22 protein-coding genes are annotated in these 22,230 nt (G+C 69.7%); 11 read left to right on the top strand and 11 right to left on the bottom strand.

The features are described 5' to 3' along the window. A partial coding sequence (locus BLR99_RS07275; RefSeq protein ID WP_139160145.1) for an integrase core domain-containing protein occupies nucleotides 1–300 on the top strand: 300 nt, incomplete at its 5' end. Here BLR99_RS07275 and BLR99_RS07270 read toward each other — a convergent pair. From BLR99_RS07270 to BLR99_RS07250, 5 genes are all read right to left on the bottom strand, one after another. Further along, nucleotides 297–1,001, bottom strand: coding sequence for an ABC transporter ATP-binding protein (locus BLR99_RS07270; protein WP_046060577.1), 705 nt, complete (start codon nucleotides 999–1,001; stop codon nucleotides 297–299). The genes BLR99_RS07275 and BLR99_RS07270 overlap by 4 nt on opposite strands. Next, entirely contained in the window at nucleotides 998–1,771 is a 774-nt protein-coding gene (locus BLR99_RS07265) for an ABC transporter ATP-binding protein (RefSeq protein ID WP_011797750.1), read from the bottom strand. The genes BLR99_RS07270 and BLR99_RS07265 overlap by 4 nt, the downstream gene beginning before the upstream one ends. Then, a complete protein-coding gene (locus BLR99_RS07260) occupies nucleotides 1,768–2,763 on the bottom strand; it encodes a branched-chain amino acid ABC transporter permease (RefSeq protein ID WP_074686964.1) in 996 nt (331 codons plus the stop codon). Before BLR99_RS07260 ends, BLR99_RS07265 begins: the two co-directional genes overlap by 4 nt. 8 nt (nucleotides 2,764–2,771) lie before the next feature. Next, entirely contained in the window at nucleotides 2,772–3,632 is an 861-nt protein-coding gene (locus BLR99_RS07255) for a branched-chain amino acid ABC transporter permease (RefSeq protein WP_017438589.1), read from the bottom strand. A 78-nt stretch (nucleotides 3,633–3,710) separates the two neighbouring features. Beyond that, nucleotides 3,711–4,916: an ABC transporter substrate-binding protein gene (locus tag BLR99_RS07250; protein ID WP_011797748.1), complete on the bottom strand. Its 1,206-nt coding sequence runs from the start codon at nucleotides 4,914–4,916 to the stop codon at nucleotides 3,711–3,713. Nucleotides 4,917–5,156: 240 nt separating this feature from the next. On the opposite strand from BLR99_RS07250, the gene BLR99_RS07245 reads away from it, so the two are divergent. Then, nucleotides 5,157–5,978 (top strand): FadR/GntR family transcriptional regulator, encoded by an 822-nt coding sequence (locus BLR99_RS07245; protein WP_011797747.1) that lies wholly within the window; start codon nucleotides 5,157–5,159, stop codon nucleotides 5,976–5,978. Nucleotides 5,979–6,029: 51 nt separating this feature from the next. Here the strand turns inward: BLR99_RS07245 and BLR99_RS07240 are convergent, their stop codons facing one another. After that, nucleotides 6,030–7,124: a sensor domain-containing diguanylate cyclase gene (locus tag BLR99_RS07240; RefSeq protein WP_074686962.1), complete on the bottom strand. Its 1,095-nt coding sequence runs from the start codon at nucleotides 7,122–7,124 to the stop codon at nucleotides 6,030–6,032. Between the two features lie 305 nt (nucleotides 7,125–7,429). On the opposite strand from BLR99_RS07240, the gene BLR99_RS07235 reads away from it, so the two are divergent. After that, complete coding sequence (locus tag BLR99_RS07235; RefSeq protein ID WP_170838028.1) at nucleotides 7,430–7,894, top strand: OmpA family protein; 465 nt, start codon at nucleotides 7,430–7,432, stop codon at nucleotides 7,892–7,894. Between the two features lie 244 nt (nucleotides 7,895–8,138). Here BLR99_RS07235 and BLR99_RS07230 read toward each other — a convergent pair whose 3' ends face one another. The 3 genes from BLR99_RS07230 to aptA are packed head-to-tail and all read right to left on the bottom strand — an operon-like array spanning nucleotide 8,139 to nucleotide 11,689. Beyond that, nucleotides 8,139–9,656 carry a CoA-acylating methylmalonate-semialdehyde dehydrogenase gene (locus BLR99_RS07230; RefSeq protein ID WP_074686958.1) on the bottom strand — a complete coding sequence of 506 codons (1,518 nt, stop codon included), beginning with the start codon at nucleotides 9,654–9,656 and terminating at the stop codon, nucleotides 8,139–8,141. A gap of 30 nt (nucleotides 9,657–9,686) precedes the next feature. Continuing rightward, on the bottom strand, nucleotides 9,687–10,316 hold the full coding sequence (locus BLR99_RS07225) for a DJ-1/PfpI family protein (protein WP_011797743.1): 630 nt from the start codon (nucleotides 10,314–10,316) through the stop codon (nucleotides 9,687–9,689). Nucleotides 10,317–10,321: 5 nt separating this feature from the next. Continuing rightward, the gene (gene aptA, locus BLR99_RS07220; protein ID WP_074686956.1) at nucleotides 10,322–11,689 is read right to left on the bottom strand and encodes an omega-aminotransferase AptA; all 1,368 of its coding nucleotides are present in this window, start codon (nucleotides 11,687–11,689) and stop codon (nucleotides 10,322–10,324) included. A gap of 152 nt (nucleotides 11,690–11,841) precedes the next feature. Between aptA and BLR99_RS07215 the strand changes: the two genes are divergently transcribed. Together BLR99_RS07215 and BLR99_RS07210 are read left to right on the top strand one after the other, a co-directional pair. Next, nucleotides 11,842–12,846: a LysR family transcriptional regulator gene (locus BLR99_RS07215; RefSeq protein ID WP_170838027.1), complete on the top strand. Its 1,005-nt coding sequence runs from the start codon at nucleotides 11,842–11,844 to the stop codon at nucleotides 12,844–12,846. Between the two features lie 417 nt (nucleotides 12,847–13,263). Further along, entirely contained in the window at nucleotides 13,264–13,566 is a 303-nt protein-coding gene (locus BLR99_RS07210; protein ID WP_074686954.1) for a flagellar basal body protein, read from the top strand. A 167-nt stretch (nucleotides 13,567–13,733) separates the two neighbouring features. Here BLR99_RS07210 and BLR99_RS07205 read toward each other — a convergent pair whose 3' ends face one another. After that, nucleotides 13,734–13,991, bottom strand: coding sequence for a DUF2061 domain-containing protein (locus tag BLR99_RS07205; RefSeq protein ID WP_074686952.1), 258 nt, complete (start codon nucleotides 13,989–13,991; stop codon nucleotides 13,734–13,736). Nucleotides 13,992–14,184: 193 nt separating this feature from the next. On the opposite strand from BLR99_RS07205, the gene BLR99_RS07200 reads away from it, so the two are divergent. The 3 genes from BLR99_RS07200 to BLR99_RS07190 all read left to right on the top strand — a co-directional run bounded on the left by BLR99_RS07200 (nucleotide 14,185) and on the right by BLR99_RS07190 (nucleotide 17,203). Then, nucleotides 14,185–15,252 (top strand): SPFH domain-containing protein, encoded by a 1,068-nt coding sequence (locus BLR99_RS07200; protein ID WP_074686950.1) that lies wholly within the window; start codon nucleotides 14,185–14,187, stop codon nucleotides 15,250–15,252. Nucleotides 15,253–15,367: 115 nt separating this feature from the next. Further along, the gene (locus BLR99_RS07195; RefSeq protein ID WP_048857462.1) at nucleotides 15,368–16,903 is read left to right on the top strand and encodes a DUF4178 domain-containing protein; all 1,536 of its coding nucleotides are present in this window, start codon (nucleotides 15,368–15,370) and stop codon (nucleotides 16,901–16,903) included. Between the two features lie 75 nt (nucleotides 16,904–16,978). Continuing rightward, nucleotides 16,979–17,203 (top strand): DUF350 domain-containing protein, encoded by a 225-nt coding sequence (locus BLR99_RS07190; RefSeq protein ID WP_011797736.1) that lies wholly within the window; start codon nucleotides 16,979–16,981, stop codon nucleotides 17,201–17,203. Between the two features lie 57 nt (nucleotides 17,204–17,260). Here BLR99_RS07190 and BLR99_RS07185 read toward each other — a convergent pair whose 3' ends face one another. Beyond that, complete coding sequence (locus BLR99_RS07185; protein ID WP_011797735.1) at nucleotides 17,261–18,253, bottom strand: 2-dehydropantoate 2-reductase; 993 nt, start codon at nucleotides 18,251–18,253, stop codon at nucleotides 17,261–17,263. Nucleotides 18,254–18,364: 111 nt separating this feature from the next. Between BLR99_RS07185 and BLR99_RS07180 the strand changes: the two genes are divergently transcribed. The 3 genes from BLR99_RS07180 to BLR99_RS07170 all read left to right on the top strand — a co-directional run bounded on the left by BLR99_RS07180 (nucleotide 18,365) and on the right by BLR99_RS07170 (nucleotide 22,207). Further along, the gene (locus tag BLR99_RS07180; protein ID WP_011797734.1) at nucleotides 18,365–19,930 is read left to right on the top strand and encodes a polyamine aminopropyltransferase; all 1,566 of its coding nucleotides are present in this window, start codon (nucleotides 18,365–18,367) and stop codon (nucleotides 19,928–19,930) included. Nucleotides 19,931–19,997: 67 nt separating this feature from the next. Then, entirely contained in the window at nucleotides 19,998–21,707 is a 1,710-nt protein-coding gene (locus BLR99_RS07175; protein WP_170838026.1) for an FAD-dependent oxidoreductase, read from the top strand. Beyond that, nucleotides 21,707–22,207, top strand: coding sequence for a DUF2127 domain-containing protein (locus tag BLR99_RS07170; protein ID WP_011797732.1), 501 nt, complete (start codon nucleotides 21,707–21,709; stop codon nucleotides 22,205–22,207). The genes BLR99_RS07175 and BLR99_RS07170 overlap by 1 nt, the downstream gene beginning before the upstream one ends. Nucleotides 22,208–22,230: the final 23 nt, after the last annotated feature.

Raw genomic sequence — 22,230 nt, 5'->3', positions numbered from 1 at the left:
ACCGACAACGGCTCTGGCTACAAAAACGCCTTCCGCGCGGCCTGCGAGGAATTGGGCATCCGCCACATCCGCACGCGGCCCTATACGCCCAAGACCAACGGCAAGGCCGAGCGATTCGTACAGACCAGCCTGCGGGAGTGGGCCTATGCCAGACCCTACGAAAGCTCAGCCCAACGCACGGCTGCCCTGCAGCCCTTCATTGACGGCTACAACTGGTGCCGGCCACACTCCGCGCTCGGCCATCAGCCTCCCATCACACGCATTCCGGGTGTGAACAACCTCGTGAGACTCAACATCTAGGCGAGGCCCACGCCCAGGTATCGGTCCTTGGTCGCTTCGTCGGCCAGGAAGGCCTCGTTGCGGGCCTCGTGCACGATCGCGCCCTGCTCGATGATGTAGTGGCGGTCGGCCAGCTGGGTGCAGACCTCCAGGTTCTGCTCCACGAGCAGGATGGCCACGCCCGCGGCCTTGATGGCCTGCAGCTGGGCCACGATCTCCTCCACGATCACGGGCGCGAGGCCCTCCACGGGCTCGTCGAGCATGAGCAGGCGCGGGGCGTTCATCAGCGCGCGGCCGATGGCCAGCATCTGCTGCTCGCCGCCCGAGAGCTGGCCGCCGCCGTTGCTGCGGCGCTCCTTCAGGCGCGGGAAGATGCGGTAGATGTCGGCCAGCTGCCAGGGCGACTGCCTGCGCTGGCCGAGCAGCAGGTTCTCTTCCACCGTGAGCAGCCGGAAGATGCCGCGGTGCTCGGGCACCAGGCACACGCCGCGCTGCGCGATGCGATGCGCGGGCAGGCCCTGCACGTCGTCGCCTTGGAAGCGCACGCGCCCCGCGCTGGGCTGCACCACGCCGCAGATGCTCTTGAGCGTGGTGGTCTTGCCCGCGCCGTTGCGCCCGAGCAGCGTGACCAGTTCGCCGTCGTCCACGTGCAGGTCGATGCCCTGCAGCACGTGGCTCTTGCCGTAGTGGGCGTGCAGCCCCTCGATCTGCAGGATGCTCATGCCTTGCCTCCGGTGATCATGTTGCCCAGGTAGGCGCTGCGCACGCGCTCGTCGCTGCGGATCGCGTGCGGATGGCCCTCGGCCAGCACGCGGCCCTGCTGCATGACGGTGACGGTGTCGGAGATGTCCATCACGATGTTCATGTTGTGCTCGATGAGCACCACGGTGTGCTCGTCCTTCAGGCCCTGGATCAGCCGCTTCATGTCGTCCAGGTCGTCGATGCCCATGCCCGAGGTGGGCTCGTCCAGGAAGATCGCCTTCGGGCCCGCGGCCAGCGCCATGCCCACTTCCAGCCGGCGCTGCTGGCCGTGCGAGAGGTTGCCCACGGGCGTGTCGGCATGGCGCTCCAGGCCCAGCCGCGCCAGCACGCGGGCCACCACGTCGGCGCGGGAGCGGGCGCCCACGGGCGCGCTCCAGCAGTTGAGGGCCTGCGCGGGCGCCGTGCCCTGCGCGGCCAGCCGCAGGTTCTCGCGCACCGGCAGCGTGAGGAACAGGCTGGTCACCTGGAACGAGCGCGCCATGCCGCGCTGCACGCGGCGGTGGTCCGGCTCGCGCGTCACGTCGTGGCCGTCGAACACGATGCGCCCGCCGCTCACCGCCTTGGTGCCGGTGAGCATGTGGAACAGCGTGGTCTTGCCCGCGCCGTTGGGGCCGATCACCGAATGCACGGTGTTGGCGCGCACTTTCAGGTCCACGCCCGCGAGCGCGGCGAATTTGTCGTAGCGCTTCTCGACGCCGATGGCTTCCAGCAGGATGGGGGCGGTGCTCATGCTTTGTCTCCCGTGCCGGCAGGGGCGCCGTCCGAGGGGCCTTTCGCGCCGCGCAGGCGCTCCCAGGCCGATTCGAGCAGGCCCCAGAGGCCGCGCTGCATTCCCAGGCTGACGACCATCAGCACCACGCCCAGCAGCAGCAGCCAGCGCGGCCACAGGGTGGAGAGCCAGTCGCCCACGATCAGGTAGAAGGCCGATCCCAGCAGCGAGGCCAGCAGGCTGCCGGTGCCGCCGATCACGGTCATCACGAGGATCATCTCGCTCGTGTGGTATTCGGCGCTGGCCAGGGGGGCGATGCCGGTCATCATGGCGTGCAGCGCGCCGGCCAGGCCGGTGACGGCGCCCGAGATCACGAACGCCTGGAGCTTCAGCAGCTTGAGGTCGTAGCCGATGGCGCCCGCGCGCTCCTCGTTGTCGCGCACGGCCAGCAGGGTGCGGCCGAACACGGAGGCCGACACCTGCTGCAGCAGCCAGAAGGCCACCAGGAACACCACGGCGACGAAGCCGTAGTACTGCCACGGCGAGGCGAGCGGCCACAGCGTGAAGCCGCCCACGGCCAGCGAGGGGCGCGGGATGTCCATCAGGCCGTTGTCGCCGCCCGTCAGGCCTGGCATCGAGTAGGCGAGGAAATAGAACATCTGGGCGAAGGCGAGCGTGAGCATCACGAAATAGGTGCCGCGCTGCCGGATGGCGACCCAGCCCACCAGCGCCGCGCCCACCGCGCCCGCCACCACGGCGAGCGCCAGGGCCACCGGCATGGGCAGGGGCCAGCGCGTGAGCGTGAGGGCGATGGTGTAGCTGCCCAGTCCGAAGAAGATGCCCTGCCCGAAGGACAGCAACCCCGTGTGGCCCAGAAGCAGGTTACAGCCCATGGCGGCGAGGCCGTAGATCAGCACCTCGCTGGCCAGCGAGCCGGACTGCATGGTGAGCGGCATCGCCAGCACGAAGGCCAGCGCCAGCAGCAGGTGGAAATGTTTGCGCAAGATCGTCATGGCGGTGTTCATCCTTTGCGGCCCAGCAGGCCATGCGGGCGCAGCAGCAGCACGGCGGCCATGGCGACGTAGATCATCAGGCGCGCGCCCTCGGGCCACACGGTGCTCATCACGCTCTGCACGATGCCGATCAGCAGGCCGCCGACCAGCGCGCCGCCGAAGCTGCCCATGCCGCCGACCACCACGACCACGAAGGCCACGCCCAGCGCCTCGATGCCCATGAAGGGCTCGGCGCCGCGGATGGGCGCCGCCAGCACGCCCGCGATGGCGGCGGTGGCCGCGCCGAGCGCGAACACCATGCTGAAGATGCGGAACACGTTGATGCCCAGCAGCGACACCATCTCGGTCGATTCGCTGCCCGCGCGCACCGCGCTGCCCAGGCGCGTGCCTTCGAGCACCCACCACAGGCCCACGGCCAGCACGGCGGTGAAGCCGATCACGAAGAGCCGGTACTTGGGATAGACGAAGCTGCCCCACATCACCACGCCCTGCAGCAGATCGGGCACGGCCACGCTGTCGCCCAGCGGCCCCCACTGCAGGATCACCAGCTCCTGGACGGCGAGCGCCAGGCCCACGGTGACGAGGATGTGGAACTCGTGCGGCTTGGCGTACACATGGCGCAGCACCAGCTTTTCGGTGAGCCAGCCCAGGGCGCCCACCACCAGCGGCACCACCGCCAGCGCGAGCCAGAAGCTCAGGCCCCAGCGCGTCATCTGGTAGCAGAAGTACGCGCCCAGCAGGTAGAACGCGCCGTGCGCGAAATTCACGAAGCGCAGCAGGCCGAACACGATGGACAGGCCGACCGCCAGCAGGAAATACAGCATGCCGATGCCGATCCCGTTGATGACCTGTAGCAGGTAGATGCTCATGGAGTGGGGCAGGACGCAGGAAGGGAAGGGCCCCGGCACCGGGGTGCGAGGGCGGGACGGTGGGAGCGGGGGGGCTTGTCAGCCGAGCTTGCAGCCGGTCTGGTCCACCGGCAGGAACGACTTGCCGGAACTCACCACGTCCACGTAGTCGTCCTTGTTGGCCATCTTCGCCCTGGGCTTGCCCTTGAGCAGGTAGTAGTTCTTGAGCACCTGGTGGTCGCCACGGCGGACCTCTTCCTCGCCCGTGAGGCCCGCGTACTTCATGCCTTCCAGCGCGGCGATCACCGCCTTTTGGTCCGCCGTGCCAGCCTTGATGATCCCGTCGATCAGCAGCTTGGTGCAGATGTACGAGCCCGCCAGGCTGTAGTTGGGGTTGGACTTGAACTTCTCCTGGCTGCGCTTGACCAGCTCCAGGTTCAGCGGGGCGTCCACGGTGTGCCAGTACTGCGCGCCGAAGTAGATGCCGTCGCACAGGTCCGCGCCCAGCGACTCGAACTGCTCCAGCCCCGATGCCCAGGCGATCAGGATGGTCATGTTCTTGTGCATGCCGAAGCTCACCGCCTGGCGCAGCGCGTCCGACGACTGCGAGCCGAAGTTCAGCAGCAGCAGCACGTCGGGCCTGGCGGCCATCGCGTTGGTGAGGTAGCCGCTGAATTCCTTCTCGGTGAGCGAGTGGTAGCTGTTGCCCACGTGCTCCAGGCCCTTTTCCTTGAAGACGTTCTTGGCCGCCGACAGCAGGCCGTCGCCGAACACGTACTGCGGCGTGATGGTGTACCAGCGCTTGGCCTTCGGCAGCGCGTCGGCCAGCGGGCGCACGGTCTGTTCGATCGCGCCGAAGGTGGGCACCGACCAGCGGAACGTGGCGGCGTTGCAGTCCTTGCCGGTGATCTCGTCGGCACCCGCGGTGGTGATGAAGATGCCGCCGGCCTTCTCGGCCTCCTTGCCCATGGCCAGCGATTCGGACGACAGGATGCCGCCCGCGAAGAAGCGCGTGCCCTGCTGCTGCGATGCCTCCTGCACCTTGCGCACCGCGGTGGCGGGCTTGCCCTCGGTATCGAGCACGGTGTAGGCCAGGGGGCGGCCCAGGGCCTTGCCGTACTGCTCGATCGCCAGCTTCATGCCCAGGTCGGCGAACTTGCCGTTCGCTGCGAAGGCGCCCGACATGGGCACGGGGCAGCCGAACTGGATCGCGCCCGTGGACTGCGCCCAGGCGCCGCGCGCGAGGCCGAGCGATGCGGGCAGCGCGCCCAGCGCGGAGAGTTGCAAGAGGTGACGACGTTGCATGGGGAAGCTCCTGTGGGGATGGATCCGGCCGGCCTGCGGGCCGGGGCAAGGCTTTTTTGCAAAGCACGCGGCGTGCCACGTGTTTTTCCTATTTATAGTGATAAATAGAACAAATGCCGTGCATGTAAACCCTGCCTGCCCCGCCGCCGCACGTCCGTGGTGCATACACTGCACCACGAAGTCGACGGTCGGGTGCCCTGCGCCACGCCGCGCTCCACCCGTATTCCATCCAACGCACCCATGGCCACGAAACCGCCAGCCGGCAAGCCGATCAAGCCCCTGAAGCCCCTCAAGCTCCCCGACCTGGTGGCGCAGGAGATCAAGCGGCTCATCACCGAGAAGAACCTGAGTCCCGGCGACCGCCTGCCGCGCGAGAGCGAACTGCAGGCGCAGTTCGAGGTGAGCAAGGGCACCATCCGCGAGGCGCTCAAGTCGCTGGAAGTGCAGGGCCTGGTGACCATCTCCACCGGCCCCTCGGGCGGCGGCACCATCGCCGAGGTGTCGCTGGACCGCACGCTGCAGTTCCTGCAGAACTATCTGTTCTTCCAGGACGTCACCATCGACAACATCTACGCCGTGCGCCAGTTCCTGGAGCCCGAACTGGCTGCCGGCGCCGTGCCGCACCTGACGGAGGCCGACTTCGAGGCGCTGGAGCACAGCATCGCCTGCTGCGATCCCCACTCCAGCAGCGAAGACCTGATCGCCCAGCGCCGGGAGGACGTGAACTTCCACGACATCCTGGCTGCGGCCAATCCGAACCCGTTCCTGCGCTTCGCCTGCGAGCTGATCAACGAGATGCTGCGCCAGCTCATCGTCTATGGCAACCGCACCCCGAAATCCGAGCATCGCCGCTTCGGAGAGACCAACGCCCGGTTCCACCGCGAGATCGTGCAGGCGGCGCGGGCGCGCGATGCTGCCCTGGTGCGCGAGCTGATGGCGCGGCACATGCTCGACGCCGCCAGCAGCGTCCAGCGCATGAAGGGGCGCATCCAGGGCCGCCTGATCCTGGATGCCGAGACGCTGCGCGGACCCCGGTCGGTCCACCTGCGCAAGAAGGAATGAGCGATTCCGCGCAGCGGGACTCCGTGCCGTACCGCACCCGGCGCCGCCGTCTCAGGCGGGTTCGTCCTGTACCACCACGCGGTTGCGCCCCTGCATCTTGGCCGCGTACAGCGCTTCGTCGGCGCTTGCCGTGAGCGCCAGCGGCTGGCGCGCGTGCTGCGGGAACGCCGCGACCCCGCAGGACAGGGTGGCGGACAGCACCTCGGGGGCGTGGCGCACCTGGAGAGCCTCGAAGGCCTCGCGCAGTGCCTCGGCACGCTCCCGGGCCACCGCGAGCGGTGTTTCCGGCAGCAGCAGCACGAATTCCTCGCCGCCGAGCCGGCAGGCCAGATCCCGCACGCGCACGTGGCGCTGCAGCAGTTGCGCCAGGGCCTGCAGCATGGCATCGCCCGCGGCATGGCCGTGGGTGTCGTTGATGCGCTTGAAATGGTCGATGTCGATCATCATCAGGGACAGGGGCAGGCCCTGGGCACCGCAGCGCGCGATCTCGGACGCGAGCGTGGCGTCGAGGTGGCGCCGGTTGTAGAGGCCGGTGAGCGGGTCGCGCACGGCCTGTTCCTGCAACTGGTCCTGCAGCGCCCGGATTTCCTCGAATTGCTCGCGCAGCCTGTCGTTGCTCTTCTGTTGTTCCATCGCCCGCCGGTAGCTGGTGTGCGCGAACACCGTGAGGAACAGGGTGAGCGCCAGGATGCACAGCAGCGACGTGGCCGTGTCGATGTCCGGGTGCAGCGGGCGGTCTCCGTACAGGACGAGCCCGCCCAGGAGGCCGCAGCCCATGGCGGCCACGAGGCGCAGCAGGCCGGGATAGCCGTGGAACGCGACGACGTTGATGCAGTTGCCGATGAACAGGGTGAAGGTGATCCAGACCGGCATGCCCAGCAGGCCCGCCCAGAGTCCGCCGAAGAGGTTGTCCACCACCATGTTGCGCAGTTCCGCCTTCGCCTGGCGCGGCGCGCTGCGGGCCGTCCAGTAGGCGAGCTGCGGATAGACGAGGAACTGCACGACCAGGACGACCCAGACCGCCGGGCCGGCGCCCGTGTGCCGGAAATGCGCCCCCAGCGCCAGGAACAGCAAGGCGTAGAAGAAGGTGCGGTTGCGGTGGTTCATCCGCACCAGCCAGTGGTCGGTGCGTTCCGGAGTGGGCATGGACGCGGGCGGGTTGGGCGAGGGGGGCATCGGCGGCATGGCGTCCGGGCAGGCCCGCAGGGGAGGGCGGTGAACTGGACAGTAGATTCCCCTTATCGGCAGTTTTCCGGAAAGCTGCAGTGTTGCCTTCCTGCCGCCTCCCCGCTTTTCCGGGCGGGCCGGTGGCTGCATCGCCACGCAATGGAGAGACAATCCGCCTGCCACGGCGTCCCGTGGCGCCGCGCGCCCCGGGAGGGAGTTCGCGGCGCCGGTGCGCAGTGCCTCTTCCCTACCCAGCCATGAAAACAGGTGAAACGATGCGTTCCATGCGTTCCTACAGTGCCCTCTTGAGCCTCCTTTGCTGCGCCGCGGTGCTCGGCGGATGCGCCGCCGGTGCGTCCGGCCAGGCGGCCGGCACCCCTGCCGAAGCCCCGCCTCCGGCCGCCGCCCCTGCCCCGGAGCCCGCTCCCGCCCCGGAGCCCGCGCCTGCCCCGCTGCGCGTGCCCGAGGACGGCACCGTGGCCGAGTTCTCCGGCACGGACACGGCCCTGCCTCCCGAGGCGCTGGCCCTGCTGGACGTGGTGGCCGCCGACAAGTCGTCCGCTGCCCAGCGCTGGGAGATCAAGGGCTACAGCGACCGCAAGGCCGCGAAGAACGCGCGCGAGATCGCCCTGGCCCGCGCGCTGGCCGTGCGCAAGGAACTGGTGGCGCGCGGCATTCCCGCGCAGAACCTGCGCGTGATGTACAGCACTTCCGTGGCCCGCGAGGCGGTCACTGTCCTGCCCCGGTGACTGTTAATTCCCCCTGAGTCGCCTTCGGCGCCATCCCCCTGAGGGGGACGAGGCCGGCGGCCGGGCAAAACCCGTTCCGCGGCGTCTGCTGGCCTGGCCTGCTCCGCGGCCATTTGATGGGTGAGTCCGTCCGCTGGGCAGGCGTACGCCGCGGGCCTGTGCGGGCGGCCGGTGCCGCGCATTGCGCCCAGCACGGGGATCGAATGAAGCGGCAGCCCGGCTCCTGGGCTGCCGCCGTGCCTCGTCAGCGGCTGCTCGGGAAGCTGAAGACCGCGCCTTCGCGCACGCCGGCCGAGGGCCAGCGCTGGGTGATGGTCTTGCGCTTGGTGTAGAAGCGCACGGCATCGGGGCCATAGGCGTGCAGGTCGCCGAACAGGCTGCGCTTCCAGCCGCCGAACGAGTGGTAGGCCACCGGCACGGGCAGGGGCACGTTCACGCCCACCATGCCGACCTGGATGTGGACGGTGAAGTAGCGGGCCGCCTCGCCGTCGCGCGTGAAGATGCAGGTGCCGTTGCCGTACTCGTGGTCGTCGATGAGCTGCATCGCTTCCTGCAGGGTCTTCACGCGCACCACGCCGAGCACGGGGCCGAAGATCTCTTCCTGGTAGATCTTCATGCCGGGCTTCACGTGGTCGAACAGGCAGGCGCCCAGGAAGTAGCCTTCCTCGTGGCCGGCCACCTTCACGGTGCGGCCGTCCACCACGAGCGTCGCGCCTTCGGCGACGCCGCTGTCCACGTAGGCCTTCACCTTCTCGAAGTGCTGCTTGGTCACCAGCGGGCCCATGTCGTTGCCGTTGTCGGTGCCGGGGCCGACCTTCATCTTCGCGATCTCGGCCTTCAGGCCCGCGATCACGGCATCGGCCGTCTCGTCGCCCACGGCCACCACCAGCGGGATGGCCATGCAGCGCTCGCCGCAGCTGCCGTAGGCCGCGCCCATCAGCGCGCTCACGGCGTTGCCGATGTCGGCGTCGGGCATCAGCACGGCGTGGTTCTTCGCGCCGCCCAGGGCCTGCACGCGCTTGCCGTGTTTGCAGCCTTCCGCGTAGATGTATTCGGCGATCGGCGTGGAGCCGACGAAGCTCACGGCCTTCACGCGCGGGTCGCGCAGCAGCGTATCCACCGCCGTCTTGTCGCCGTTGACCACGTTCAGCACGCCGGGCGGCAGCCCCGCTTCCAGCGCCAGCCGGGCGATGAGCAGCGCGCTGCTGGGATCGCGCTCGGAGGGCTTGAGCACGAAGGTGTTGCCGCAGGCCACGGCCATGGGCCACATCCACAGCGGCACCATGGCCGGGAAGTTGAAGGGCGTGATGCCGGCAGTGACGCCCAGCGCCTGGAACTCGGACCACGAATCGATGTTCGGCCCCACGTTGCGGCTGTGCTCGCCCTTGAGCAGTTCGGGCGCGTAACTCGCGAACTCCACGTTCTCGATGCCGCGCTGCAGCTCGCCATGCGCATCGGCGAGCACCTTGCCGTGTTCGGCGGTGATGAGGGCGGCGATCTTGTCGGCGTTCTCTTCGAGCAGCACCTTCAGTTTGGACATCACGCGCGCGCGCTTGAGCGGCGGCGTGTTGCGCCAGGCGGGGAAGGCTTTCCCGGCCGAGGCGATGGCCGCCTCGACGGTCGCCTGGTCGGCCAGCGCCACGCTGGTGGTGGACTGGCCGGTGGCGGGGTCGAACACCGGCTGGGTGCGCGCGGTGTCGGCGACGATCTGGCCGTCGATCAGGTGGCCGACGGTGGAGGTCACGGATTTGTCGTGTTGCATGGCGTTCTTGTCGGTGTAAAAAAAACGGGGTCAGGCCATGGCGGCCTGGGGTTCCAGATGGGGGATCACATGGCCCAGCGCGCGCTCCACGTACTCCTGTTTTTCGCCCACGGGGGCGAAGTAGTGCAGCACCTCGCGCGCGGCCTCCACCCCCTTGAGCCGGCACAGCAGCCAGGCCACCAGGTACTGCGAGGCGAGGCAGCCGCCCGCCGTGGCAATGTTGCCGCGCGCCACGAACGGCTGCTGCACCACCTGCACGCCCGAGGCTTCCACCCAGGGCCGGCTGGTGAGGTCGGTGCAGGCCGGCACGCCGCCGAGCAGCCCCAGGCGGCCCAGCAGGAAGGTGCCGGAGCACTGGGCGGCCAGCAACTGGCGGGCGGGGTCCAGCACGCGCAACTGCTCCATGATGGCGGGGTCGGCGGCGACGTCGCGCGTCTTCATGCCGCTGCCCACCAGCACCGCGTCTGCCCCGGCCAGCGTGTCCAGGCCTTCGTGGGCATCGATCGTCAGCCCGTTCATGGAAGTCACCCTGCGCGACGGGCTGGCGATGCGCACCCGCCAATCGGCATCCCCCCGCAGCGCGATGCGGTGGAGCATGCCGAAGGCGACCAGCGAATCCAGGTCGTTGAAGCCGTCGAAGGTCAGGATGGCGATGCGCATGGGGGTCAGGCCACTTCGTGCAGGGCGTCGCCCAAGGCACTGACCAGGCGGTCGATTTCCGTCTCGGTGCTGATGAAGGGCGGCGCGAGCTGGATGGTGTCGCCGCCGTAGCGCACATAGAAGCCCTTGTCCCAGCACTTCATCGCGATTTCGTAGGGGCGCTTCGCGGGCTCCCCCGGAACGGCCGCGATGGTGATGCCCGCCGCCAGGCCGTAGTTGCGGATGTCCGCCACGTGCTTCGCGCCCTTGAGGCCATGCACCGCGTTCTCGAAATACGGCGCCAGCCCGCGCGCGCGGCCGGGCATGTCTTCCTTCTGCAGGATGTCGAGCACCGCATTGCCGGCTGCGCACGCGACCGGATGGGCGGAGTAGGTGTAGCCGTGCGGGAACTCGAGCATGTACTCGGGGCCGCCCTGAGCGATGAAGGTGTCGTAGATATCCTTGGTGGCCATCACGCCGCCCAGCGGCTGCGCGCCGTTGGTCACCTGCTTGGCGAAGTTCAGGATGTCGGGCGTCACGCCGAAGGCCTCGGCCCCGGTCCACGCGCCGCAGCGGCCGAAGCCCGTGATGACCTCGTCGAAGATCAGCAGGATGTTGTTCTGCGTGCAGATCTCGCGGATGCGCTCCAGGTAGCCCTTGGGCGGGATCACCACGCCGGCCGAGCCCGAGAACGGCTCGACGATCACCGCGGCGATGTTGGAGGCGTCGTGCAGGGCGATCACGTCCAGCAGCCGGTCGGCCAGCGCGCGGCCGCCGTCCTCGGCCATGCCGCGCTGGAAGGTGCCCGCGGGCGGCTGCGTGTGCGGGATGTGGTCCGCCTCCACGCCCTGGCCGAAGGTCTTGCGGTTGCCCACGATGCCGCCCACCGAGATGCCCCCGAAGTTCACGCCGTGGTAGCCCTTCTCGCGGCCGATCAGGCGTGTCTTGCTCGCCTGGCCCTTGGCGCGCCAGTAGGCGCGCGCCATCTTCAGGGACGTGTCGGCGGATTCGGAGCCCGACCCGGTGAAGAACACGTAGTCCAGCCCCGCAGGCGTCAGTTCCTTGAGCTTGTTCGCCAGCGCGAACGAGGCGGGGTGGCCGAACTGGAACGCGGGCGAATAGTCCAGCGTGGCGGCGGCGCGGCCGATGGCCTCGGCGATCTCCTTGCGGCCGTGCCCCAGGCCAGTGCACCACAGGCCCGACAGGCCGTCGAAGATCTTGCGGCCTTCGGCATCCGTGTAATAGGCACCCTGGGCGCCCACGATCATGCGCGGGCGGGCCTTGAAGTTGCGGTTGCCCGTGAAGGGCATCCAGTGCGCTTCGAGCCAGGCGGCATCCATGCGGGGGGCGGCGGCGTCCGCGCCGGGCGCGGGTTCGATGACGGAAAAGCCCATGGTCGGTCCTTCGGAAAAGGGGTGGAAAAAGAGACGTGCAGGCAGTGGCGGCGGCGCTCTCCCGGCAGCCCGTCGCCCCTGCATCAGCACCGATTCTTCCGGGGATGGATAATTTCTTGAATGGTCGAATATCCATGTTCACTTGCCGATTCATGCAAGTAAAGAAATCCCCCGCATCGCCATCCCCGCCCGCCCCGCCGCCATCGTCACCGTCCCCGCTGCCGGGCCCCGTGCCCGCCACCCGCGAGCGCGCCGTGCTGGGCCAGCTCAGCGACATGGACCTGCGCCTGCTGCAGGTGTTCAAGAGCGTGGCCGAATGCGGCGGCATGGCCGCGGCCGAGCTGGAGCTCAACATCGGCACCAGCACCGTCAGTCGCCACATGAAGGATCTGGAGACGCGCCTGGGCCTCACGCTCTGCCGCCGCGGCCGGGCGGGCTTCGCGCTCACGCCCGAGGGCCAGCGCGTCTATGAGGAAACGCTGCGCCTGCTGGCCTCGGTGCGCAGCTTCCGCGACGGCATCGACGACATCCATGCACGCATGGGCGGCCAGCTGGCCGTGGCGGTGTTCGACAAGACCGCCACCAACCCGGCAGCGCGCATCGGCGAAGCCATCGCCGCCTTCGGCCGGCAGGCGCCCGAGGTGGAACTGCAGCTGCACGTGGGCCCGATCAATGCCATCGAGCGCGGCGTGATCGACGGCAGCTACCAGGTCGGCATCATCCCCGCGCACCGCAACTCGCAGAGCCTGGTCTATACCGACCTGTTCGGCGAGACCATGCTGCTCTACTGCGGCGCGGGCCACCCGCTCTTCGGCGCCGACCACGCGGGCCTGGACTGGGACGCCGTGCGGGCCTACCCCTTCGCCGGCCTGGGCTACCACTCGCCCAACATGGAGCTGAGCCACCGCGCCCGCTTCGCCCGCGCGGCCACGGGCTTCGACCAGGAATCGATCGCCACGCTCATCCTGTCGGGGCGGTACCTGGGGTTTTTGCCCGACCACTACGCGGAGGATTTCGAGCGGCGGGGGCGCATGCAGGCGGTGCGGCCGGAACTGCTGCGCTACGAGTGCCGGTTCGTGGGCCTGGTGCGCAGGTCGCCGGCGCCGTCGAGGGCGGCGCAGGCGTTCGGGGAGTGCCTGGTGCGGGCGCATGGGTGAGGTGTGCCTGCGGTAGCGGGTCGAGGCTCCAGCGACAGTCGTCTTGACGCCGCAGCCGCTGGGCTTCTGGGGGCCGCATGGCGTGGAGCGTTTTCCCCGGTCTGCCCTGGACCTTCCCCTCGCCGGGCAATGGATGTACGCCGATGCCGACGAGGCCAGCCGCCAAAGCTATCTGGTGCAGAACCGGCACTTCAGGCAATGGCGCGCCCTGATGAAGCTTTCCGCTCTCAAGAATGTGCCCTGCATCGTCTGGTGCCTGGCGCTGGCTGCCCCAACACCAGGCCCTGAATCACACAACAGCTGCCCTGCGGCGTCGGCATCGCTTCAAGTCGCTCGCAATGGAGGAATTTCATCGCATTTCCTGCTCCAGGCGCTCATAATCCGCCAACGTCCCCCTCCTGCAGGAGCCCCCCCGCCATGTCCTCCATCTCCTCCATCGCCTCCTCCGGCCTGCGCGCCGCGCAGCTGCAGCTGGACACTTCGGCGCACAACGTGGCCAACATGAACACGGAGGGCTTCCGCCGCCAGACGGTGGAGCAGTCTGCGGTGCCGGACCAGGGCGGGGTGGAGGCGCGCGTCGGCCGGGCCGTGGAGGAAGGCGCCTCGCCGGAGGCGGATGCGGTGGACCAGATGTCCGCGACCTATGCCTTCTCGGCCAACCTGCAAATGGTCAAGACCGAGGACCGCATGCTCGGTTCGCTGCTGGATACCCGGGCCTGACCCTGTGGCGGCGTCGGGCGGGGTTCAGCGCCCGGTGGCGAGGCCGGCCAGGCGCTCTACCAGCCAGTGGGCGAACGGCAGGGCCCGGGGCTGCATGGGGAGCAGGTGATGCGCTCCTGCGGTGCGTGTGGAAGCATGTTCCATGGTGGTTCTCCGGTCCGTGGCGCTCAGGCGCCTGCGGCGGCGGTCTGTGCCGCCGCAGCGGCCGCGCGGCGCCGGCCCGCGCGTTCCCAGGCCTTCTCATGGAAGAAGAATGCCACGGCCTGCACGGTGGGTTCCAGCAGGCTCAGCGTGAGCGATGCGATCAGGTTGCCGGTGACCGCATAGGCCACCATGGCCGCAACGCAGATGTGGATGAGGTAGTAGCTGCCCGTCTTCATGAGCGTGGGGAGGTTCTGGCGGGTGGCGTGGCGGATGCGGTCCATGGCGGCTCTCCTTCTTTTGTTCCGTATCGGTGTTCGCGGGGAATGTGTGAATGCTAGGCATTCTCATTGGCGTGCGCCAATTGATCCTCTCGAAGCCGGCGATAGCGCCGTGGCCCGGCGCCGCTATGATCGGTCACCGCACGGACGGGTTCGCAGTCCGTTTTCCTTCCCTTCTTCACAGCCGGAGCACCGCATGGCCCTCATGGACTTCATCAAGAAGCAGTTCATCGACATCATCCAGTGGACGGAAGACGACGATGGAACGCTGGCGTGGCGCTTTCCCATGCGCGACCTGGAAATCCAGAACGGCGGCACGCTGGTGGTGCGCGAGTCGCAGATGGCGGTCTTCGTCAACGAGGGCAAGGTGGCCGACGTGTTCGGCCCCGGCACCTACAAGCTGACCACGCAGACCCTGCCGGTGCTGACCTACCTGCGCAACTGGGACAAGCTGTTCGAGTCCCCGTTCAAGAGCGACGTGTACTTCTTCAGCACGCGCCAGCAGGTGGACCAGAAGTGGGGCACGCCGCAGCCGATCACGATCCGCGACAAGGATTTCGGGGCGGTGCGCCTGCGCGCCTTCGGCAACTACGCGTACCGCGTGACCGATCCCAAGCTGTTCCACACCGAGATCTCGGGCACGCGCGCGGCCTACACGGTGGGCGAGCTCGACGGGCAGCTGCGCGGCCTCGTGCTGCAGAACATCAGCAACGCGATCGCATCCAGCGGCCTGCCGTTCCTCGACCTCGCGGCCAACCAGATCATGTTCGCCGATGCGCTCGCGAAGGAGCTGCAGCCGGCCTTCGCGAAGATCGGCCTGCAGCTGGAGGCGATGACGGTGCAGAACCTGTCGCTGCCCGAGGAGCTGCAGAAGATCCTCGACCAGAAGATCGGCATGGGCATGGTCGGCAACGACATGGGCAAGTTCATGCAGTACCAGACGGCGCAGTCGATCCCGAAGTTCGCGGAAGGCGCGGGCAACGGGGGCGGCGGCATCGCGGGCGACGCGATGGGCCTGGGTGCGGGCGTGGCGCTCGGTCAGGTGCTGGCGCAGAACCTGCAGCAGGGCCTGCAGGGCGGTGCCCCGGTCTCCGCTGGCAGCGGCGCGCCGCCAGTGGCCCCGGCCTCCGCGCCCGCGGCGGGCGTGCGGCCCGAGGACGTGATGGCCACGCTGGAGAAGCTGGGCGACCTCAAGGCCAAGGGCATCCTCACGCAGGAAGAGTTCGACGCCAAGAAGGTGGAGTTGCTCAAGAAGCTGGTCTGAGCGGGGGCGACCCGACGCGCCACGGGGGGAAGGGGCCAGGCCTCCGACCGCTGCGGCGTGAACCATGCCCTGCCGGCGCGGATGCCCGCAGGAGGCCGACAACACCGATCCCCACATGGCCGACCCCCAAACCCAGCGCCACTATCGCGCGCCCTGTCCGGGCTGCGGCGCGCCGGTCGAATTCCGCAGCGCGCAGTCCACGCACGCCGTCTGCCCCTATTGCCAGAGCACCGTGGTGCGCAGCGGGGAGGTGCTGTCGCGCGTGGGCAAGATGGCGGAGGTGTTCGACGACCACAGCCCGCTGCAGCTCATGGCGAGCGGCCGTGCTGTACTGGACGGGCGGGAGCAGCCGTTCACGCTGATCGGGCGGCTGCAGTACAAGGCCGACACGGGCACGTGGACCGAGTGGAACGCGATCCTGGAAGATGGCACCACCGCCACGCTGGGCGAGGACAACGGGGGCTACGTGTTCACGCGGCCCATCGATCCCGTGCGGGAGCTGCCTGCTCCGGAGCGTTTCCGCGTGGGCGCCACCACGGCGATCAACGGCGTGCCCTACAGCGTGGCGGCGAACGTGCGGGCGCACCTGGTGTCCGCGCAGGGAGAGCTGCCCAAGCTGCCGCCGCTGGGCCAGCCTTTCGCGGTGGTGGAACTGCGCAGCGAACAGGGCGAGGTGCTGTCCATCGACTATTCGCAGGCGCCCCCGCGGGTGGAGCGTGGCCGTGCCGTGCGGCTGGAAGACCTGCGCATGCAGGGCCTGCGGGAGGAGTCGGCGAAGGACGAGAAGGCGCGCCAGTTCAGCTGCCCGCATTGCGGCGCGCCGGTGCAGGTGGCGTTCGACACCACCAGGAGCCTGACCTGCCCGTCGTGCGCGAGCCTGATCGACATCTCGGGCGGCATCGGGGGCGAGTTGCGGCACGCGGTGCAGGACGAGCCCGTGCAGCCGCTGATCCCGCTGGGCACGACCGGCCTGCTCGAGGGCGTGGTCTGGCAGGTGGTGGGCTTCCAGCACCGCATGGGCCACGAGCCGGACGACGACGAGAGCTTCGGCTGGGACGAGTACCTGCTCTACAACCGCCAGCGTGGCTTCGCCTTCCTCGTGGATGCCTCGGACGGCTGGAGCCTGGTGCGGCCCGCGACGGGCGCCCCCAGGCTGTCGGCCGACGGGCAGACCGCCACCTACCTGCAGAATCCCTACCGGCTGGATTACCAGTACCGCGCCGAAACCACCTATGTGCTGGGCGAGTTCTATTGGCCGGTGGAGCGGGGGCAGGCCACCCAGAACCGCGACTACAGCAGCAAGAGCGGCCGGGGCCGGCTGTCGATGGAGCAGACCCCGCGCGAGATCACATGGTCGGTGGGCAGCCTGGTGGACAGCGCCCTCGTGGCCCAGGCTTTCAAGCTCGAGGGGCAGAAGGACCTGTTCAAGCGCGACGACGCCGCCCCGCTGGCGAGCGCGGGCAGCCTCGGCAGCGTGGGCTGCGGCACGGTGATCATCGTGGCGATGGTGCTCATCCTTCTGCTGCTGCTGTTCTCGCGGGGCTGCGGTTCGTCGTCCTGCGATCCCGAGCGGGAGAACTGCACCTCGTCGAGCTACCGCTCCTCGGGCGGCTCCTTCGGGGGCTGGTCCAGCGGCGGCGGGCACAAGTAACCGTCCGGCACTGCGGCGCACGCGCCGCGGGTGCATTCCGGCAATTTTTCTCAGCGTTCAATGAAGGAGTTCACCATGACACTCGACTGGCTGCATCCCGCCGCGTTCTTCGGCTCCATCCTGTTCGCGCTGATCGGCGTGGCGGTGTTCTGGATCAGCTTCATCATCATCGACAAGGCCACGCCCTACGACCTCTGGGCCGAGATCGTCGAGAAGCAGAACAAGGCCCTGGCGATGGTCGTGGCGGCGATGTGCCTGGGCATCAGCATCATCGTGGCGGCGGCGATCCACGGGGGGTGAGCGGTGCCCCATGGCGCAGGCCCTGGCTGGAGCGGGACGTGCCAGGCGCGGTCTGCATCAGAGCCCCAGGGCCTCGCGCATCTGCGCACCCGTGAGCCGCTGGCGCGGGCCGGCCAGTAGCGCGCACATGCGTTCGTTGCAGGGCGCGCGCAGGCCATGCGCCGCGGCCAGGCGCACGACGGCGCCGCAGAGGTCGTCGATCTCGGTGGGGCGGCCGGCCTCCAGGTCGTCCCACATCGAGGAGCGAGCCGCCGGATCGATGCGCAGCATGCGGCGCGCGAGCCGGGTGAAAAGCGCGTCGGGCAGCCGCAGCACGTGCGGCAGCAGTGCCGGCGGCACGGGCGTGACCTTCGCGGGGCGGACGCCGGCGCGCGCCATGGCGCGCAGCGCTTCGGCCTGCAGCGCGGCGAACACGGCGCGGCAGTCGCGGTCCTGCAGTTCCTCGCGCAGCGGCAGGTCCGAGAGTGCATTCACGGGGTTGTTGAGGTTCAGGAGCAGCTTGCCCCACTGCACCGGGCGAATGTCCTCCACGACCGTGGTGCCCAGTCCCGCCGCCCTGAAGGCTTCGGCCACCGCGTCGGCGGCCGGGTCGCGCTGCAGGTGGATGCATCCGGCGGTCGCGCGGTGCACATGCGTGCCGCGCAGCACCACGTTGTAGGGCACCATGGCCCCGATGGGCCGCAGCGCTGGCGCATGGGCGGCGATGCGCGCCACGTTGTCCACGCCGTTCTGCAGCGACACCACGGGCGTGCCCGGCGGGCAGGCGGCGCCCAGGGCGCGCGCGGCCTGCGCCGTGGCGCCGCCTTTCACGCACAGCAGGACGATGGCGTCGCCGGGGCATTCCATGCCGTCCAGCGACGGGGCCAGCCGCAGCGCGTGCGCGGGCACGTGCGCATCGGCTCCCTCCAGGTCGCTCACCCGCAGGCCGTCCCGTGCGATCGCATCCAGGATGCGGGGGCGGCCCACCAGGGTCACCGCCTCCCCGGCCGCGGCCAGGCGTCCGCCCACATGGAGGCCGATGGCGCCCGCGCCCATGACGATGAAATGCATGCGAAGCCTCCCGAAGGGCCGTGCAGGGGCCCGGCGCCCGTGACGGTGTGGGCGGATTGTGCGGCCGGTGGCGGCAGGGAGCGGCGGCGCGCATCCCGCAAAATAGCGGGCTTGACCGCCGCCGCTCCCCTCCCATCCCCTCCGCAGCCCGCCCCCCGGCCTCTCGATATCGCGCTGCTCGCCAGCGTGTTCGTGGTGGCCGCCTGCGGCCTGCTCTATGAACTCGTCGCGGGCGCGCTCGCCTCGTATGTGCTGGGCGACTCGGTGCTGCAGTTCTCCACCATCATCGGCACCTACCTGTTCGCGATGGGCGTGGGCTCGTGGCTGTCGCGGTATTTCGAGCGCCAGCTGCCCGCGCATTTCCTGCGGATCGAGCTGCTGGTGGCGGTGGTCGGCGGGGCGCTGCCCGCGGTGCTCTTCCTGGCCAATGCCTACGTGCCTGGTGCCTTCCGGCTGCTGCTCTACGGCATGGTGCTGCTGGTCGGCATGCTGGTGGGGCTGGAGATCCCGCTGGTGATGCGCATCCTCAAGCGCAACGTGGCGCTCAAGGACCTGGTGTCGCAGGTGCTCACGTTCGATTACCTCGGCGCGCTCGCGGTGTCGCTCGCGTTCCCGCTGCTGCTGGTGCCGCACCTGGGGCTGGTGCGCACGGGGCTGCTGTTCGGCATCTTCAACGCGGTGGTGGCGGTCTGGGCGCTGTGGCTCTTCCGGCACGAGCTGCGGCGCTTGCGGGCGCATGCGCTGGCGTGCGCGGCCGTGCTCGGGGCGCTGCTGGCCGGCTTCGCGGGGGCCGAGCACATCACCCGCCTGGCGGAAGACCATTTCTACCAGGACCGCATCGTCATCGCCAGCGCCTCGCCCTACCAGCGCATCGTGGTCACGCACGGCCGCTCGGGCTACCGGCTGTTCCTGAACGGCAACCTGCAGTTCGCCGAGCGCGACGAATACCGCTACCACGAGGCCCTGGTGCACCCGGCGATGTCCGCCCACGGGGCGCCGAAACGCGTGGCGGTGCTCGGTGGCGGCGACGGCATGGCGGTGCGCGAGATCCTCAAGTACCCCTCGGTCGAATCGGTCACGCTGGTGGAACTCGATCCGGCCATGACGCGGCTCTTCCGCACCGATCCGGCGCTGGTGCGGCTCAACGCCGGAGCCCTCAACGATCCGCGGGTGCGCATCGTCAACACGGATGCCTTCCAGTGGCTGCAGCAGGGGGGCAGCGGGGAGTCGGCCGGTTTCGACGTGATCGTGGTGGACTTTCCCGATCCCACCAACTTCGCGATCGGCAAGCTCTACACGAACAGCTTCTATGCGCTGCTCGAACAGCGCCTCTCGGCGAGCGGCTATGCGGTGGTGCAGACCACCTCGCCGCTGGTGGCCCGCCAGAGTTTCTGGACCGTGGTGCAGACCGTCGAATCGGTGGGCCTGGCCACGGCGCCGTACCACGTGCACGTGCCGAGCTTCGGCGAATGGGGTTTCGTCATCGCCAGCCGGCGGCCGTGGCGCCTGCCGGAGCGCCTGCCCGGGGGGCTGCGGTTCCTGTCGGTGCCCACGCTGCCCCTGCTGTTCGACTTCCCCCTGGACATGGCCCGGGTGCCGGCGGAAGTGAACCGCCTCTCGAACCAGGTGCTGGTGCACACCTACGAGCAGGAGTGGGGCAAGGTGGCGGCGCACTGATGCCGGACCGGCGGGCCGGGCGCAGGCCATGCCCGGCCTGACATGGCCGTGGCGTAGAGTACGCCGCATGCCTGCTTCCTACCTCGATCTCCCCGCACTGCAGCGCCGTACTTTGCTGCGGGGCGCCACGGCCACGGCCGCCTGTGCGCTGGCCGGGTGCGGGCCTTCGCCACGCGACCTGCCCGGAGGCTTCACGGGCATCGACATGGCCCGGGGCCATGCGCTGCGCGACCGGCTGCAGAAGGGCGGGACGATCGAGCCCGACATCGTGCGCCGCACCCAGGTGGTGGTCGCTGGCGGCGGCGTGGCGGGCCTGGCCGCGGCACGCGCCCTGCGCCTGGCCGGAGTCGATGACTTCATGCTGGTGGAGATGGAGGATTCCGCGGGCGGCAACAGCCGCGCCGGCCAGGTGGACGGCATCGCCTGCCCCCTGGGCGCCCACTACCTGCCGGTGCCGGGCGACGGGGCTCGCGAGGTGCAGGACCTGCTGGAAGAATTCGGCCTGCGGCGCCGCGTGGCGGGGCGCTGGCAGATCGACGAGCGCAGCCTGTGCCACAGCCCGCAGGAGCGGCTGTTCTTCCGGGGGGCCTGGCAGGAGGGCCTGCTGCCCGTGAACGGTGTCGGCGCGGACACCCTGGAGCAGTACCGGCGGTTCTCCGCACGCATGGCGGAACTGGGCCGCATGGCGCGTTTCGCCATGCCCACGTTCAAGCTGTGGCGGCCGGACCAGCCGGTTTCCTCCGTGCTGCGCTCCCTGGATGCCCTCACGTTCGACGCCTGGCTGTCGCAGGAGGGCTTCTCGGATGCGCACCTGCGCTGGTACCTGGACTACTGCTGCCGCGATGACTACGGCGCCGGCGCAGCGCGGGTGTCGGCATGGGCGGGCATCCACTATTTCGCCAGCCGCCACGGTTTCCACGCGCCTGGCGAAGCTGCCGGCGAGGAGCGCGAAGGCGTGCTCACCTGGCCCGAGGGCAACGGCTGGCTGACCCAGCGGCTGGCCGCGCCGCTCAACGATGCCGGGGCGCTGCGCACCGGCAGCACCGTGCTGCGCATCGAGGAGAGCCGGCGCGGCGTGGAGGTGGACGTGCTGAACCATGCGAGCGGCGGCATCGAGCGCTGGCAGGCGCGCCGCTGCGTGGTGGCGCTGCCCGTCTTCGTGGCGGCGCGCGTGGTGCGCAACCCGCCCGCATTCCTCGCCCAGGCCGCGCAGCGGCTGCAGTGGGCCCCCTGGCTGGTGGCGAACCTGCGCATCGACGCCCCGCTGTCGGACCGCGAAGGCGCGGCGCCTGCCTGGGACAACGTGCTGTACGACGATCCGGCGCCGGGCGGCCTGGGCTACGTGGACGCGGGCCACCAGCGCCTGGACCCGCGCCCCGGCCCTACGGTGCTCACCTATTACCGGGCGCTGGGCGACGTGCCCGACGGCCGCCGCCAGCTCGCCGAACAGCCCTGGACCCACTGGCGCGACGCCATCCTCGCGAGCCTGTCCGGCCCGCATCCGGACCTGCGGGCCCGTGTGACGCGCGTGGAGATCACCCGCTACGGACACGCCATGTCCATCCCCGTGCCGGGGACGCTGGCCTTCCTGAGCCAGGCCGGACGCATGCCCGCGCCCCGGCAGCGCTATGTGCTGGCGAACGGCGAGCGCATCGCCGCGCCCTCCGTGCCCGGCACGGCCCGCCTGGCCTTCGGCCATGCCGACTGGTCCGGGTACTCGGTGTTCGAGGAGGCGTTCACGCGCGGGCATGCGGCGGGCATGGCCGCCGCCGCCTGATGCGCACGGCCGGCCGCCACGGCAGCAGCGATGCCGCGGGGCAGCGGGCCCTGCGGACCATCGCCATCCTGGAAGCCGTCAAGGGCGTGGTCGCGCTCCTGGCCGGCCTGGGCCTGCTCGGCCTGCTGCACCACGACCTGCACCGCGCCGCGGTGTCCCTGATCGGGCACGTGGGCCTGAACCCGGGCGAGCGGTACCCTGAGATGCTGCTGTCCCGGCTCGACCTGCTCGCGCACGAGGATTTCCGGTGGCTGATGCTGGCCGTCACCGCCTACGCGGCCCTGCGCTTCACGGAGGCGTACGGCCTGTGGAAGGGCCGGGCCTGGGGCGAGGCGCTGGGGGCGCTGTCGGGCGGCCTGTACATCCCGTTCGAACTCTGGCACTGGCTGCACCGGCCTTCGTGGGCCGCCACCCTGGTGATCGCGTTCAACGCGGGGGTGGTGGGCTACCTGGCCTGGCGGCTCCGGACGCGGCCCGGGCAGGCCGCGTCACCGGCCTGACACCGAAAGGCGGCATCGTGGCG

Source organism: Paracidovorax citrulli, assembly GCF_900100305.1.
Classification (GTDB): Bacteria; Pseudomonadota; Gammaproteobacteria; order Burkholderiales; family Burkholderiaceae_C; genus Paracidovorax; species Paracidovorax citrulli.
Note: the sequence above shows the minus strand (reverse complement) of the source record. Positions and strands in the feature narration are given on the sequence as shown.